We start from the raw sequence: 14,560 nt of genomic DNA, 5'->3' as shown, positions 1-14,560 counted from the left end.
ATATCCTGCGCCCTTTTCGTTTTGTGCTTACCGGAACGGCGGCGAGTACAGCAGACCACCTTCGGTCCACTGTGCGTTCAGACCACGGGCCAGACCGATCGGGGTGTCCTCACCGATGTTCTTGGCGAAGATTTCGCCATAGTTACCGCCAGCGGCGATTGCGTTTTTGGCCCAGTCAGCCGACAGACCCAGCATCTCGCCCAGGGTACCTTCGGTGCCCAGCAGACGGTTGATTTCGGGGTTATTGGTGCCTGCGGACATTTCAGCCAGGTTGGCCGAGGTCACGCCCAGCTCTTCGGCGGTGATCAGAGCGTTGAGGGTCCAGCGGACCACGTCGCCCCATTCGTTGTCGCCGTGGCGGACAAGCGGACCGAGCGGCTCTTTGGAGATGATCTCGGGCAGCAGCACGTGGCCTGCCGGATCGTCAAAGGTTGCGCGGGTCGCGGCCAGGCCGGATGCGTCGGTGGTGTAAACGTCACAGGCGCCAGCCAGATACTGCTGCTGTGCTTCCGCGTTGGTTTCGATCGGAACCGGCTCGTAGCTGATGTTGTTCGAGCGGAAGAAGTCCGCCAGGTTCAGCTCGGTGGTGGTGCCGGTCTGGATGCAGACGGTTGCGCCGTCAAGTTCCTTCGCCGAGGAAACGCCCAGGTCCTTGGGAACCATGAAGCCTTGGCCGTCGTAGTAGTTCACGCCGGTGAATTCGAACTTCAGATCAACGTCGCGCGAAAAGGTCCAGGTGGTGTTACGCGCCAGCATGTCGATTTCACCCGAGGCCAGAGCCGTGAAGCGGGTTTTGCCGGTGGTCGGCACGAATTCAACAGCGGTCGAGTCGCCCAGAGTGGCCGCAGCAACAGCGCGGCAGACGGCGACGTCAAAACCTTCCCATTCCCCATTCGCATTCGGAGCAGCAAAACCGACCAGACCGGTGGTGACGCCGCAGTTCAGTTTGCCGCGGGCTTTCACATCGTCCAGCGTACCGGCAGCAGCTGCACCAGCTGCAATCCCGGCCACGGTCAGCGCGCCCAAAAATACGGATTTGTTCATTTTTACCTCTTCCTGATGTTCCACCTGTACTGGTGGTTTTTTTCCGCCGTTAGCCATACCGGAACGACGGGATCTAGGGAAAACACCTAAATCACAGGGAAGTTTGGGCGGATTCATAAACAAACGTCAAGGGTTGGATCACCAAATTCGATGGACGCATAGCGAACAGGGGGGCGATTGTTAAAATTTTTCGCTCAACCGTCCCGCTGTGATATTTCCTGTCTCACGTCCTATCCCGGCGGCTGTCTCAACCCGAGAAATCGTAGAACCGTTTAGCGTGCAAAAAAGAATCACGCTTCAGCTCTGCTGTGGTTTGCGCCTCTTCATCGACGCCCCACTGCTCTTCCTGCCAGCGTTCATCCAGCCGGGACAACTGCCAGATCTCCTCGGCGTCGCGCCAGTCCATAGCGGCAGCAAAGCCCAGGATCAGAGACCCCGACATCCCCACGAGATCGTGAAACCCAGCGAGCTGAAATGGGGTCATCCCATGCACCCGGGCGCGCAGGTCAGCAATAGTGGCCGCATCCTGCGGCTGATGAAGAACACCGCTGCGCGGATACAAGCGTGCGCCCAGCGCCTCATGCGCCCAGTCGAGCGCCGGATCCCATTCCTCGGCCTGACGCGCGACCAGTTCCTTCGGGCTGTCGGCCCGGTAGCACAGCAAATCGGAATCGCCATATTCAGCCAGCATATCGGCCACTTCGGCGTGCTGATGGGTTACCTTGTCGATGGCAGCATTGGCCGAGCGGGTAAAAGGCATGGTGGCGGGATTGACCGATTCGGTCTGCGCGTCCCACTCCGCCGCGATGGCTTCGGCCATCTGCTGCGAGGGGACTTCAAGCAGAGCCTTTGCCGGGGTTTTAACCCGGCGCCCGTCCAGTTCAACGGTATAGCCGTCATCCGTTTCGGCGACTGCCGTGGCTTTCCAGAATCGTTTCGGTGCCCATTCGCTCATTGTCTTATGCCTTCCAGATCTTCTCTAGCAGCGGTTCCAACTCGGTAAAACTGCCGATCATATGGTCTGCCTGCAGCCGCTCTGCCGGGTGATAACCCCAGTCCACCGCGATGGTGGTGACCCCGGCCGCGCGGCCCATATCCATATCAAAGCTGGTATCGCCGATCATCACCGCATGGCGCGCGTCCACTCCGGTTTCAGCGAGCGCCGTCAGCACCATCGAGGGATGCGGTTTGGACGGGTGGTGATCGGCCACCTGCCGGGTCACGAAACAGTCCAGATCATGCGCCGCGATCAGCGCATCGAGGCCCCGCTGTGATTTCCCGGTCGCGACACCCAACAGGTATTCGGGCACCGCGTGCAGGGCGTCCAAAGCCTCCCGTGCGCCCGGAAACAGCGGCGAGTGCCCCGCCCCTGCAGCCTGGCGCGCCGACATATAAGCCTGCTTGTAACCGTCCACCAAAGCAGCCTGCGCCGTTGATCCCGCCTCGGGCGCCAGCTGTGCCATGGCCTGCGGCAGCGACAGCCCGACAATCGACAGGACCGCATCGCGCGAAGGTGCGGGCAGATCCACCGTCGCAAAGGCCGCGCTCATCGCGCCAGTGATGGCCGCCTGACTGTCGGCAAGGGTGCCATCCACATCGAACAGTACCAGCCGCAGCGGGGCACTCATAGGAGGCCCTCGAACGGATCCTCCGCCGCCAGATCCTCGGTCCAGCCAAAGGTATCCCAGCTGTCTTTCATATGCTCGGGCAACGGCGCGGTGACCGAGATCTGCTTTTTCGTCACCGGGTGCTCAAACGCCATCCGGCGGCAATGCAAATGCAGCTTCTTGCTGATGATGCCACCCAGTTGTGCGCCCCAACCGTCGCCCAGGTTTTCCTGACCCGAGCCACCGTATTTGCCATCGCCGACAATCGGATGGCCGATTTCGGCCATATGCGCGCGCAGCTGATGGGTGCGGCCGGTGACCGGCTCCATCGCCACCCAGGACGCACGCCCCGCCACCCGGTAGAGCGTGGCATAAAAGGTATGCGCCCGCTTGGCGCCTGGCGTGCTGTCGATCTCGGAAGGGTGCACCGCGATCATTTTTTCGCCTTCGCCGCTGCGACCATGGCCGCCCGCCTTTACAAGACCAGCCTTGATTTCGCCCAGGTATGGCGTCGGAACGCCGGCAACCAGCGCCCAGTAGATCTTGCGCGTGTTGCGATGGCGGAAGGCGGCGGTCAGCGCCTGCGCGGCTGCCCGGGTGCGCGCCAGAACCAGCACGCCCGAGGTATCCTTGTCCAGCCGGTGCACCAGTCGGGGTTTTTCGTCATAGCCAAAGCGCAGAGCCTCGGACAGGCCATCCACGTGTTTGGTGGTGCCACTGCCGCCCTGCACTGCCAACCCGTGGGGCTTGTTCAGCACGATGACATCGTCGTCTTTGTAGATCACGCAATCGCGGATCATCTTGGCATCCGCATCCGAAATCCGCCGCTTTTCCGGCGTGACCGGCTGGTGGTCGGCCGACGGCAGCGGCGGCACGCGCACGGACTGCCCGGCCTCAACACGGGTGCTGGCCTTGACCCGGCCACCGTCAATGCGGAGCTCACCCTTGCGGCACATCTTCTCGATGCGGCCCTGGCTGACATGTGGGAACAGGCGCCGCAGCCAGCGGTCCACGCGCTGGTCCGCATCCTCTTCGGTGACGGTGATTGTCTGAACGCCGCTCATGCGAAAACTCCTCTGGCGGCCATCAGGCCCAAAAACAGACCGCCAACAGACAGTCCCACAGACAGCACAATATAGAGAGCCGCCTGCCCCATTGCACCCCGTTCGATCATATTCGCCGTCTCAAGCGAGAAGGCCGAGAAGGTCGTGAAGCCACCCAGCATGCCAGTCATCACAAAGGGGCTGAGATGGGTCAGCCCCTTGTGCGCGGCGGTGACAGCAAAGACCCCCATGATGAAGGAGCCGATCACGTTGACCGTGATGATGGCCAAGGGAAAATCGCCATGGCCGAACAGTCGGACCACGCCAAGCCCGGTAAGATAGCGGCAGGCGGCCCCAAGGGCGCCGCCAAGGGCGACATATAGAACGGTGAGATACATGCGCGGTCTGTCGCGCGGTGGGCCACGGATGTCAAGTTTTCAACGCGCAAGGCGGCCAAACGCAAAATTCATGCCAACCTTCCAGTGGGTGGATGTCTTGTCAGACCTGCAGGCCCCCTTAGTTTGTCAGCCATCCACTGGGAGGAGACCCTTATGCCATCTCGCCGTTCCTTTCTCGCCAGCATTGCCGCGCTGCCGCTTTTGCCCCGCAGTGGCTGGACCGCGGCGCCGGTTCAGCTGGCGCTGGCGCCCCTGCAGCAGCAGATCGCGCCCGCGCAATATGGCAAGACAGATCTTTGGGGGGTGAACAGCAGCATGCCGGGACCGGCCCTGCAGGCCCGGCAAGGGGACCGGCTAAAGGTTCAGGTCAACAACGGGCTGCCGCAAGAAACCTCGATGCACTGGCACGGCATCCGCATTGAAAACGCCATGGACGGCGTACCGGGGCTGACGCAGGACCCCATCGCGCCGGGCGCAGAGTTCACCTATGATTTCGCCCTGCCGGATGCCGGGACCTATTGGTATCATTCCCACGCCCAGTCGGTCGAACAGGTGGAGCGCGGCATTCAGGGCCCGCTGATCGTTGCCGAACAGGACGCCCCCGATGTAGATCAGGATCTTGTGCTGATGCTGGATGACATCCGCCTCACGCAGGATGCGGCGGTGGACCCGGTGTTCGACCACCCCCACGACATGTCCCACGCCGGGCGCATGGGCAATGTGATGCTGACCAACGGACAGATCGAGGCGCGCTACCCCGTGCAGCAGGGCGACCGGTTGCGCCTGCGGCTGATCAACAGCGCCAATGCCCGGATCTTTGCCCTTGGGCTGCAGGGGCTGACAGGTTGGATCATGGCCTATGACGGCATGCCTCTGACAGCGCCGGAAGAGATCCCCGACCAACTGCTGCTGGCACCCGCACAGCGGATCGACCTGATCGTCGATGTGACGGCCGACGCGGGCGAGGATGCCTTTCTGGTGCAGTTCGAACGCGATGGCGGTTACGCGCAGGCGAGCTTTCCGGTCTCTGCCGGAACCAAGAGCACCCGCAACATGCCCGCACCGCTCCCACCCAACCCGGACCATGCGATCACCCTCGGCAATGCGCGCAGTGCGACCCTGCGCATGGAGGGCGGCGCCATGGGCGGCATGCGGGCTGCTGAGTGGCAGGGAGAGACGCAAGGCATGCGCTCGCTAGCGCAGGCAGGTCAATTCTGGGCGCTGAATGGCGTGGTCGGGCGACCGGACGCCCCGCTTGTGCGCGCGTCCATTGGCGAGACGGTCAAACTCACCATGATCAACGACACCGCCTTTCCCCATGCGATGCATCTGCACGGCATGCATTTTGCCGAAGTCCTGCCGGGCGGCAGGCTTGGTCCCCTACGCGATACGCTGCTGATGATGCGCGGGGAGACGCGGACCGTCGCATTCAACGCCCACAACCCCGGCAAATGGCTGCTGCATTGCCATATGCTATCGCATCACGCGGCGGGCATGGGCACCTGGGTCGAGGTCACCGCCTGACCTGATCCGCCCGTCACCCGGTCAACTGTTCCGCTGTAGCCGCAGCTTGGCAAAGAACTCGGTCCGCCGTTTCAATTCTCGTTCAAAGCCGCGCTCGACGGGCTGATAGAGAACCGGGCGTTTGACGCCTTCGGGGAAATAGTTCTGCCCGGAAAAGCCATCCTCGGCATCATGATCATACTGGTAGCCCGCGCCATAGCCCTGTTCGGTCATCAGCTTAGTAGGGGCATTCATGATATGTTTCGGTGGCGGCGTGCTGCCCGTTTCCTTGGCCAGACGCCGGGCGGCCTTGTAGGCCATGTAGCCCGCATTGGTCTTTGGGGCGAGTGCGAGGTAGATCACCGCCTGCGCCAGCGCCAGCTCCCCTTCCGGGCTACCGAGCCGTTCGTAGGTCTCCCAGGCTTGCAAACAGACAGCCTGCGCCTGTGGGTCCGCCAGCGCGATATCCTCGACCGCCATCCGGGTCAGCCGCCGGGCCAGAAAACACGGATCCTCGCCGCCCTCCAGCATGCGCGCATACCAGTAAAGCGCCGCATCGGGATCCGAGCCGCGCACGGATTTGTGCAGCGCCGAGATCAGGTTGTAATGCTCTTCGCCGGATTTGTCGTATTTCGCCGCCCGCCGCATAAGCCGGGTCGCCAGCGCCTCGCGCCCAAGCGGCGCCTCAACCCGCCAGGCAGAGACCTGTTCGATCAGATTGAGCAGCGCACGCCCATCGCCATCCGCCATTTCCTGCAGGGCGTCGCGCGCATCGCCGGTCAGCGGCAGCGCCCGGCCGAGTTCCTTCTCGGCGCGCTGGGTCAGCAGTTCCAGATCCGCCAGCGGCAGGCGTTCCAGCACCAGCACCTGTGAGCGCGACAACAGAGCGGCATTCAGCTCAAAACTCGGGTTTTCGGTGGTGGCCCCGACCAGAAGGATGGTGCCATCCTCCATATGCGGCAGGAAGCCGTCCTGCTGCGCCTTGTTGAAACGGTGGATCTCATCAACGAACAGCAGCGTGCCCTGCCCGTTGGCGCGCCTGTGCTTGGCCGCCTCGAACACTTTCTTCAGATCGGGGACGCCAGTGAAGATGGCCGAGATCTGCACGAAATGCAGATCGGTTTCCTTAGCAAGAAGCCGCGCGATGGTGGTCTTCCCCACCCCCGGCGGCCCCCAGAACACCAAAGAGGACAGTGATCCCGATGCCAGCATGACACCCAGTGGTGCCTCCGGTCCCAGCACCTGCTGCTGGCCGATCACCTCGGACAGGGAGCGCGGGCGCAGCCGGTCCGCCAGCGGCCTGTTCGGTTCTTCGCCGCCCGTGGGCTGTGGCGCGTCGCTGTCAAAAAGATCTGCCATGGATCAGAGCCGGAAACGCAGGCTGACGCGCTGCCCGCGCCGCAACAGGTCGATAACCAGCCAGCCCTGCGTGCGGCCCATCAGATCGACCACATTCTGCGGCGCCGTGACCGCTTCGCCGTTGATCCCGAGCAAGACATCGCCCCGCTGCAGCCCTGCCCGTGCGCCATAAGGCCCCGGATCGGCGATCACCACACCTTCGGCCGTCAACGGCAATTGCAAATCCACGATGAGCCGCGGGTTAATGCGCGCCACCGTCAGCCCGGGCAGTGGGCTGCGTTCGCCCAGTTGCACTGGGTCGGCCGCAGGACTGTCCGGGGCGCTGTACATCTCGACCCGCACCACTTTTTTCTCACCGCCGCGCCAGCGCGCCACGTCCGAGCTGCCGCCCAAACCGGCAATGGTCATGCGGAACACCATCTCGGACGGTGAATTTACCGGCTCTCCGTCCACCTCGATCACCACGTCACCAACCTCAAACCCGGCCTTGGCAAAGGGGCTTTCGGGGTGGAGTTCGGAGATTAGCATGCCTTCAGGGCGTGGCATCCCCAGCGAGGCCGCCAGATCCGCATCCACCGGCTGCCCGGTCATCCCCGCCCAGGGGCGCTGAAAGCTTTCCGCGCCCGCGCGGGCCTGATGCAGGAACTCCCGCACCAGATTGGCCGGAATGGCAAAGCCGATGCCGTTGGATCCGCCCGAACGGCTAAGGATCCGTGTGTTGATCCCGATGAGCTCGCCATTCACGTCGATCAGCGCCCCACCAGAGTTGCCGGGATTGATCGGCGCGTCGGTCTGGATGTAATAGCCAAAACCTTCTCCGGTGCCGGTGCCCGTGCGCGCCAGCCCCGAAATGATACCGCTACTGACCGTCTGCCCCACACCAAAGGGATTGCCGATGGCCAGGGCCAGTTCGCCGACCTCAACCTGATCGCTGTTGCGCAGACTGAGGAACGGCAGGCCCTCTGCATCTTCAAGCCGCAGGATCGCCAGATCGCTGGCCTGATCTGCGAGGACCACGCGGGCGTCATATTCGTGCCGGTCAGTGGTCACGACGCGGATTTCCGTCGCCATTCCAACCACGTGGTAATTCGACACAACGATGCCATCCTCGGCAAGGATCACCCCCGACCCCAATGAGTTCTGCACCCGGGGGCGCGGGTTGGAAAAACTGCGGAAGAAATCGTCAAAGAAGGGATCGCCCGCAAAAGGCGATGCCTGCGGCGCCTCGGTCACGATCTTGGCGTAGATATTGACCACTGCGGGGGCCGCCTGTTTCACAAGCGGCGCAAACCCAAGTGAAATCTCAGCCTGCGACTGCGGCACCCGCATTTCGGCGGGGGCCTGCGTCCCCAAAGCAAGAGCCAGCATCAGAGCGGTCAAAACAGCGCGGATCATATCGCCTCCATTCCTCGGTCAGAACAGGATATGCGGAGGCTGGCAGCGGAATGCAAGCGCAGCAACGGCGCCAGTTGCGGTCCCCCGCCGGACCGGCACGCGAGCACAGAATTGAAAAAGCCCCTGCAGGCACAGCTGCAGGGGCCAGAATGACAGACCGTTGTGGCCTGCAATTTATTATTCGTCGTCGGCAGCCGCTTCGGCTTCGGCAACGCGCGCCTTGTCGGCAGCGCCCTTGGCATTTACGTCGCGGTCAACGAATTCGATGATCGCCATCGGCGCCATGTCGCCATAACGGAAGCCGGCTTTCAGGATACGGACGTAACCGCCCTGACGATCCTTGTAGCGCGGGCCCAGAACGTCGAACAGTTTCGACACATACTGGTCTTCCTTCAGACGCGAGGCGGCGTTCCGGCGGGAGTGCAGGTCGCCTTTTTTCGCCAGCGTGATCAGTTTTTCAACGATCGGACGCAGTTCTTTTGCCTTGGGCAGAGTGGTTTTGATCTGCTCATGCTCAATGAGCGAGCCAGCCATGTTTGCAAACAGAGCCTTGCGGTGCTCATGGGTGCGGTTCAGGCGGCGATATCCACGTGCGTGACGCATTTTCTAGTTCCTTCTAAAGGTTTTGCTTTGTCTGTCAGCCGATGCGTGTCAGCTGCTCTCCTTGGGGCGGGTTTGCCCTGATTGTCCCCACCAGCGTGGGCATTTGTAGTTGGGGAGGACTTTCGCCCTCCCCTTATTCTCAGAACGAATCTTCGAATTTCTTGGCCAGATCTTCGATGTTGTCCGGCGGCCAGTCCTCGACATCCATGCCAAGGTGCAGGCCCATGCCCGACAGCACTTCTTTGATCTCGTTCAGCGACTTGCGGCCGAAGTTCGGCGTACGCAGCATCTCTGCTTCGGTTTTCTGGATCAGATCACCGATATAAACGATGTTGTCGTTCTTCAGGCAGTTCGCCGAACGCACCGACAGTTCCAGTTCGTCCACTTTCTTCAGCAGAAGCGGGTTGAACTCGAGACCATCGTCCTCGTCCTGGCGGCCAGCCGATTCCGGCTCGTCGAAGTTGACGAAGATCGACAGTTGGTCCTGCAGGATGCGCGCAGCATAGGCCACGGCGTCGTCCGGCGTAACGGAACCATCGGTTTCAACCTTCATGGTCAGCTTGTCATAGTCCAGAACCTGACCTTCACGGGTCGGCTGAACGTCGTAGGAGACCTTTTTCACCGGCGAGTAGATCGCATCGATCGGGATCAGACCGATGGGTGCGTCTTCCGGCTTGTTCTTCTCTGCCGAAACGTAGCCTTTACCGGTGTTGACGGTCAGTTCCATGAACAGGTCCGCACCATCGTCGAGGTGGCAGATCACGTGGTCACGGTTCAGAACTTCGATACCGGCGCTTTCCGAGATATCACCAGCGGTGACAACTGCGGGGCCTTTGGCATTGATCGACAGGCGCTTGGGGCCTTCGACTTCCATGCGCAGCGACACACCTTTGAGGTTCAGGATGATGTCGGTGACATCTTCGCGAACGCCAGCGACGCTGGAGAATTCGTGCAGAACATTGTCGATCTGAACGCTGGTGATGGCTGCGCCTTGCAGCGAGCTCATCAGGACGCGGCGCAGCGCGTTGCCCAGTGTCAGACCAAAACCACGCTCAAGCGGCTCTGCAACGATGGTTGCCTGCCGTGCGGGGTCATTGCCCGGCTTCACGTCAAGCTGTGTCGGCTTGATCAGCTCTGCCCAGTTTTTATGGATCATGCAGTCCCTCCATTCCTGTCCGTACCCCATGTCCGAAGGTGCAGACGCCCGAGGTTTAAAATGACGTACTGGGGCCCGACAAATCAAGCGGGGCCCCAGCGAAAGTCGTAAATAATTAGACGCGGCGGCGCTTTGGCGGGCGGCAGCCGTTGTGCGCGATCGGGGTCACGTCACGGATCGAGGTGATGTTGAACCCGATTGCGGCCAGGGCGCGCAGTGCGGATTCACGACCCGAACCGGGGCCCTGAACTTCGACTTCGAGGGTTTTAACACCGTGATCCTGAGCTTTTTTGCCTGCATCTTCTGCAGCCATCTGCGCCGCATAGGGCGTGGACTTACGGGAGCCCTTGAAACCCATGGTGCCAGCGGAGGACCAGGAAATCGCGTTGCCCTGAACGTCAGAGATCAGGATTTTGGTGTTGTTGAACGAAGAGTTCACATGTGCAACGCCGGTGGCGATGTTCTTGCGCTCTTTACGCTTCGTGCGGGATTTATCGCGTGCCATTGATCAAACCCTCCCTTACTTCTTCTTACCAGCGATGGCCTTTGCGGGGCCTTTGCGGGTGCGAGCGTTGGTGTGGGTCCGCTGACCGCGAACGGGCAGGTTACGACGGTGGCGCAGGCCACGGTAGCTACCCAGGTCCATCAGACGCTTGATGTTCATGGTCACTTCGCGACGCAGGTCACCTTCAACGGTGTAGTTTGCGTCGATGTGCTCACGGATGGCCAGAACTTCGGAGTCGGACAGCTCGTTGACGCGACGGGTTGCGTCGATGCCAACGGCTTCACAGATGGCTTTCGCCGAAGTGTTGCCGATTCCGGTGATATAGGTGAGGGCGATGGGGACCCGTTTGGCAGTCGGGATGTTTACGCCGGCAATACGTGCCACGTGTCACTTTCCTTTTCGTTGCGGTTCCGTAACTCCAGAACCTTTTTTCACAACACCTGATGTCGCCCCGAGAGGCTTTTCATCAGATAATGTATCGAGGTACTCACGCGGCACGGAATCGGGCCGCGTGGATTGATTCCCAAGAGGGATGGGCTTCCCTATTGAGAATTCCGCATGTCGTCAACCCGGCGCCCGGCGGAAACGTCAAAGTTTATGGGCCCAGGGGCAACATCCTTCCACATCGCCTGTACCGTGCCCGGACGACGCTAATCGGTGCAGGAATAAAACCGCGTCGTGTATTCGTTGCTGTCGAACAGTGCGATCTCCCCCGGGGCTTCTTGGGTCATCACGAAGGTAAACAAGGTTGGCATGAAAACCGGCCCGGGCGTCTGGCAATGCCCCACATGGGTCGTGACCTGATAGCCGTCCCAATGATACTGCAGATCCGGCTCGAAACTGCAGAAATACTCCATTGAGCTGAAGCCGTCCTCCTCCAGGATCAGCCCACCGTCATTGGCAAAATCCATCAACCGGTCCTGCTCCTCTGCGTTTGTCGGGCAGGCGGCGGGATCATTGACGAAATAACGTTCGGCAAATCCGGGGGACGTCGTCGCCAAACAGAGAACAGCCGCGGCGGTGATCATGGAACGGGTGGGTGTCGTCATTGGCAAGGTCCTTTTACAAGATCCGCCCACCCTCCCCTGTTCGCCTTTCCAAAAGGAAAAGAGCCGGGACATGCCCGGCTCTTTTTTCATTCTGTGCTGACATTTCAGATCAGCCGAGGACCTTGGCGATAGAGGCCTGAACCTCGTCGATGGATGCCAGACCGTCGATCTTGTTCAGCTTGCCCTTGGCATAATAGTAGCCGATCAGCGGCGAGGTTTTCTTGTAGTATTCCATCAGACGGGTCTTGAGGCTTTCCTCATTGTCGTCCGCGCGCCGCTTGATGTTGCTGCTGCCGCAGTTGGCGCATTTGCCATCGGCGGGCCAGGGTTTGGTTTCATCATGGTAGACTTCACCACAATCGCCGCAGGTCGACCGCCCGGTGATCCGCGCCACCAGCGCTGCATCGTCCACCGCCATTTCAACAACGGCGTCCAGGCTCTGCCCCATCTCGGCCAACAGGTCGGTCAGGGCATCTGCCTGCCCCAGCGTGCGCGGGAAGCCGTCAAAGATGAAACCACCCTCGGCGCCTTCGGCGATCTTTTCGCGGATCAGACCAATTACGATCTCATCCGTGACCAGCTCACCGCGGGCGATGACCTCGGCTACCTTCTTGCCCATCTCGCTGCCGCTGGCCTGCGCATCGCGCAGCATGTCGCCAGTGCTAAGCTGCACCATTCCCCGGGTTTCGACCAGATGACGGGCCTGCGTGCCCTTACCCGCGCCCGGCGGGCCCAAAAGAATAATATTCATCGACGAGCGGGCCCCCGTTTTGTGCGTTTCTTGCTGCGGCCACGCAGCTGGCTTTTCTCGATCAGACCTTCGTACTGGTGCGCCAGCAGATGGCTTTGCGCTTGCTGAATCGTGTCCATCGTGACCGAAACAACAATCAGAACCGAGGTGCCGCCAAAGTAGACCGGAATGGCGAACTGACCGCGCAGGATTTCCGGCAGCAGGCAGACAGCCGCCAGATAGGCCGAGCCCAGAACCAGAACGCGGTTCACAACGTATTCGATGTACTCAGCGGTCTTCTTGCCGGGACGGATGCCAGGGACAAAGCCGTTCTGGTTCTTCAGGTTCGTCGCCACTTCATCAGGTTTGAAGGAGACGTTGAAGGTGTAGAAATACGCGAAGAACACGATCATCGACACGAAGAACAGGAGGTACAGCGGCTGACCGGGGCCGAAGTTGGCCAGCAGCCAGGACATCACCGGACCAGAGGCCGAACCCGCCGAGAAGGTGGAGATGGTGGTCGGCAGCAGCAGCAGCGAGGAGGCGAAGATCGCCGGGATCACGCCCGCCGGGTTCACCTTGACCGGCAGGTGCGACGAGCCGCCATCATAGACCTTCATGCCCACCTGACGGCGGGGGTATTGAATGTGAATCTTGCGCAGGGCGCGTTCCATGAAGACCACAAACATGATTACCGCGACAACCATCACGATCACGCCAATCAGAACCGCCGGGCTGATGGCACCGGAGCGGCCGGAGGCAAAGAACTGCGCGATGGCTGCGGGAACCTCGGCGATAATGCCGACAAAGATGATCAGGGAGATACCGTTACCGATGCCGCGCTGGGTGATCTGCTCGCCCAGCCACATCAGGAACATGGTACCGCCCACCAGGGTAATCATGCAGGCCAACCGGAAGTACATGCCAGGGTCGGTCGCAAGATCGCCGGACTCCAGCGACACCGCCAGTCCGTAGGCCTGCGCCGTTGCCAGCGCGACGGTACCGTAACGGGTGTACTGGTTGATCTTCTTGCGGCCCTGATCGCCTTCTTTTTTCAGCTGTTCCAGCGCCGGAACCATGGAGGTGAGCAGCTGAACGATGATCGATGCCGAGATGTAAGGCATGATCCCGAGGGCAAAAATGCCCATCCGTCCAAGCGCACCGCCGGTAAACATCGACACCATGCCGCCGATGCCCTGCCCCGCCGACTCCATAAATTCGCGCAGTGCCGAGGCATCAATGCCCGGGACCGGAATGAATGTGCCAAGACGGTAGACGATCAATAGGCCGAGGGTGAACAGGATGCGGTTGCGCAGATCCTTGGCCTTGCCGAGCGCGGACCAGCTGGTGTTCGCCGCCATTTGTTCTGCTGCTGATACCATGAAATGGGTCTCTTTTTGCGAAAACGCCGCCCGGAACCGTTTTCCGGCTCGGGCGGCGTATGGAAAAACTGTGACCTATGTAAGCGGCATCGACGCCGCTCACAAGCCGTTACTCAGCAGCAGCTGCTGTCGCCACGGTCAGGGTGCCGCCCGCTTTTTCAACTGCCGCGATGGCAGATTTGGACGCGCCGGTCACGGTGATGTTGGATTTGGCCGAGAAATCGCCTTTGGCCAGGATCCGCACACCGTCTTTTTTGCGGCGCAGCAGGCCCGATTCGACCAGCGAATCTTCGGTGATGGTTGCCGCGTCCAGCTTGCCCGCGTCGATGAACTTCTGGATCAGGCCCAGGTTCACAACAGCGAAAGTCTTGCGGTTCGGCTTGGTGAAGCCACGCTTAGGCAGACGCTGGTAGAGGGGCATCTGGCCGCCTTCGTAGCCATTGATCGAAACACCCGAACGGGATTTCTGACCTTTGATACCACGGCCACCCATTTTACCTTTGCCGGAACCCGGGCCACGGGCCACACGGGTGCGTTTCTTGGCGGCGCCGGGATTGTCGCGCAGTTCATGAAGTTTCATATCGCTTCTCCTTGCCGGATGTGACCCCTGAAGCGTAAGCGGGCCAACCTCGGCTCTTCTTGATTGTTGATTCTGTGGCTTGGATTGCCACCGGGGGCGTATAGACGCTGTGCCGGGCGATATCAAGCCCTGCCTCCGGGTACGCCCCCCCTGTCCGCCCCAGGCTTCCCGCGCAAGGCGACGCCAGACAAATTAAAAACGCCCCT

General features: G+C 61.1%; 16 protein-coding genes. 1 reads left to right on the top strand and 15 read right to left on the bottom strand.

Annotated elements, in window-relative coordinates:
* Positions 1-27: 27 nt before the first annotated feature.
* From SM763_RS08445 to crcB, 5 genes are all read right to left on the bottom strand, one after another.
* A complete protein-coding gene (locus tag SM763_RS08445; RefSeq protein WP_274836222.1) occupies positions 28-1,044 on the bottom strand; it encodes an amino acid ABC transporter substrate-binding protein in 1,017 nt (338 codons plus the stop codon).
* Between the two features lie 247 nt (positions 1,045-1,291).
* A complete protein-coding gene (locus SM763_RS08440; protein ID WP_368998213.1) occupies positions 1,292-1,999 on the bottom strand; it encodes an ATP12 family chaperone protein in 708 nt (235 codons plus the stop codon).
* 4 nt (positions 2,000-2,003) lie between these two features.
* Complete coding sequence (locus SM763_RS08435; RefSeq protein ID WP_368998212.1) at positions 2,004-2,672, bottom strand: HAD-IA family hydrolase; 669 nt, start codon at positions 2,670-2,672, stop codon at positions 2,004-2,006.
* Positions 2,669-3,715 carry an RluA family pseudouridine synthase gene (locus SM763_RS08430; protein WP_368998211.1) on the bottom strand — a complete coding sequence of 349 codons (1,047 nt, stop codon included), beginning with the start codon at positions 3,713-3,715 and terminating at the stop codon, positions 2,669-2,671. The genes SM763_RS08435 and SM763_RS08430 overlap by 4 nt, the downstream gene beginning before the upstream one ends.
* On the bottom strand, positions 3,712-4,092 hold the full coding sequence (gene crcB / locus SM763_RS08425; protein ID WP_065271442.1) for a fluoride efflux transporter CrcB: 381 nt from the start codon (positions 4,090-4,092) through the stop codon (positions 3,712-3,714). The genes SM763_RS08430 and crcB overlap by 4 nt, the downstream gene beginning before the upstream one ends.
* Before the next feature lie 153 nt (positions 4,093-4,245).
* Here crcB and SM763_RS08420 point away from each other — a divergent pair, with 153 nt between their 5' ends.
* Positions 4,246-5,616 (top strand): multicopper oxidase family protein, encoded by a 1,371-nt coding sequence (locus tag SM763_RS08420; RefSeq protein ID WP_368998210.1) that lies wholly within the window; start codon positions 4,246-4,248, stop codon positions 5,614-5,616.
* A gap of 21 nt (positions 5,617-5,637) precedes the next feature.
* Here the strand turns inward: SM763_RS08420 and SM763_RS08415 are convergent, their stop codons facing one another.
* The 10 genes from SM763_RS08415 to rplO form a co-directional block, all read right to left on the bottom strand.
* Positions 5,638-6,954 (bottom strand): replication-associated recombination protein A, encoded by a 1,317-nt coding sequence (locus tag SM763_RS08415; RefSeq protein ID WP_368998209.1) that lies wholly within the window; start codon positions 6,952-6,954, stop codon positions 5,638-5,640.
* Positions 6,955-6,957: 3 nt separating this feature from the next.
* Positions 6,958-8,349, bottom strand: a complete 1,392-nt coding sequence (locus SM763_RS08410) for a trypsin-like peptidase domain-containing protein (RefSeq protein WP_368998208.1) — start codon at positions 8,347-8,349, stop codon at positions 6,958-6,960.
* A gap of 177 nt (positions 8,350-8,526) precedes the next feature.
* Positions 8,527-8,952: a 50S ribosomal protein L17 gene (rplQ, locus tag SM763_RS08405; protein WP_065271446.1), complete on the bottom strand. Its 426-nt coding sequence runs from the start codon at positions 8,950-8,952 to the stop codon at positions 8,527-8,529.
* A gap of 139 nt (positions 8,953-9,091) precedes the next feature.
* On the bottom strand, positions 9,092-10,108 hold the full coding sequence (locus tag SM763_RS08400; RefSeq protein ID WP_065271447.1) for a DNA-directed RNA polymerase subunit alpha: 1,017 nt from the start codon (positions 10,106-10,108) through the stop codon (positions 9,092-9,094).
* A 115-nt stretch (positions 10,109-10,223) separates the two neighbouring features.
* Positions 10,224-10,613, bottom strand: a complete 390-nt coding sequence (gene rpsK / locus SM763_RS08395; RefSeq protein ID WP_065271448.1) for a 30S ribosomal protein S11 — start codon at positions 10,611-10,613, stop codon at positions 10,224-10,226.
* 15 nt (positions 10,614-10,628) lie between these two features.
* Positions 10,629-10,997, bottom strand: coding sequence for a 30S ribosomal protein S13 (gene rpsM, locus SM763_RS08390; RefSeq protein ID WP_065271449.1), 369 nt, complete (start codon positions 10,995-10,997; stop codon positions 10,629-10,631).
* A gap of 266 nt (positions 10,998-11,263) precedes the next feature.
* Positions 11,264-11,662: a hypothetical protein gene (locus SM763_RS08385; RefSeq protein WP_368998207.1), complete on the bottom strand. Its 399-nt coding sequence runs from the start codon at positions 11,660-11,662 to the stop codon at positions 11,264-11,266.
* Between the two features lie 109 nt (positions 11,663-11,771).
* Entirely contained in the window at positions 11,772-12,413 is a 642-nt protein-coding gene (locus SM763_RS08380) for an adenylate kinase (protein ID WP_274830250.1), read from the bottom strand.
* Entirely contained in the window at positions 12,410-13,774 is a 1,365-nt protein-coding gene (gene secY, locus SM763_RS08375; protein ID WP_274834265.1) for a preprotein translocase subunit SecY, read from the bottom strand. The genes SM763_RS08380 and secY overlap by 4 nt, the downstream gene beginning before the upstream one ends.
* A gap of 109 nt (positions 13,775-13,883) precedes the next feature.
* Positions 13,884-14,354 (bottom strand): 50S ribosomal protein L15, encoded by a 471-nt coding sequence (gene rplO, locus SM763_RS08370; protein WP_065271453.1) that lies wholly within the window; start codon positions 14,352-14,354, stop codon positions 13,884-13,886.
* Positions 14,355-14,560: the final 206 nt, after the last annotated feature.

The organism is Pseudophaeobacter sp. C1-32P7 (assembly GCF_041008775.1).
Classification (GTDB): Bacteria; Pseudomonadota; Alphaproteobacteria; order Rhodobacterales; family Rhodobacteraceae; genus Phycobacter; species Phycobacter gallaeciensis_A.
Note: the sequence above shows the minus strand (reverse complement) of the source record. Positions and strands in the feature narration are given on the sequence as shown.

Coding starts and splice junctions, on each gene's coding strand:
- SM763_RS08445 (WP_274836222.1), bottom strand. CDS start 1,044: ATGAACAAATCCGTATTTTTGGGCGCGCTGACCGTGGCCGGGATTGCA.
- SM763_RS08440 (WP_368998213.1), bottom strand. CDS start 1,999: ATGAGCGAATGGGCACCGAAACGATTCTGGAAAGCCACGGCAGTCGCC.
- SM763_RS08435 (WP_368998212.1), bottom strand. CDS start 2,672: ATGAGTGCCCCGCTGCGGCTGGTACTGTTCGATGTGGATGGCACCCTT.
- SM763_RS08430 (WP_368998211.1), bottom strand. CDS start 3,715: ATGAGCGGCGTTCAGACAATCACCGTCACCGAAGAGGATGCGGACCAG.
- crcB (WP_065271442.1), bottom strand. CDS start 4,092: ATGTATCTCACCGTTCTATATGTCGCCCTTGGCGGCGCCCTTGGGGCC.
- SM763_RS08420 (WP_368998210.1), top strand. CDS start 4,246: ATGCCATCTCGCCGTTCCTTTCTCGCCAGCATTGCCGCGCTGCCGCTT.
- SM763_RS08415 (WP_368998209.1), bottom strand. CDS start 6,954: ATGGCAGATCTTTTTGACAGCGACGCGCCACAGCCCACGGGCGGCGAA.
- SM763_RS08410 (WP_368998208.1), bottom strand. CDS start 8,349: ATGATCCGCGCTGTTTTGACCGCTCTGATGCTGGCTCTTGCTTTGGGG.
- rplQ (WP_065271446.1), bottom strand. CDS start 8,952: ATGCGTCACGCACGTGGATATCGCCGCCTGAACCGCACCCATGAGCAC.
- SM763_RS08400 (WP_065271447.1), bottom strand. CDS start 10,108: ATGATCCATAAAAACTGGGCAGAGCTGATCAAGCCGACACAGCTTGAC.
- rpsK (WP_065271448.1), bottom strand. CDS start 10,613: ATGGCACGCGATAAATCCCGCACGAAGCGTAAAGAGCGCAAGAACATC.
- SM763_RS08385 (WP_368998207.1), bottom strand. CDS start 11,662: ATGACGACACCCACCCGTTCCATGATCACCGCCGCGGCTGTTCTCTGT.
- SM763_RS08380 (WP_274830250.1), bottom strand. CDS start 12,413: ATGAATATTATTCTTTTGGGCCCGCCGGGCGCGGGTAAGGGCACGCAG.
- secY (WP_274834265.1), bottom strand. CDS start 13,774: ATGGTATCAGCAGCAGAACAAATGGCGGCGAACACCAGCTGGTCCGCG.
- rplO (WP_065271453.1), bottom strand. CDS start 14,354: ATGAAACTTCATGAACTGCGCGACAATCCCGGCGCCGCCAAGAAACGC.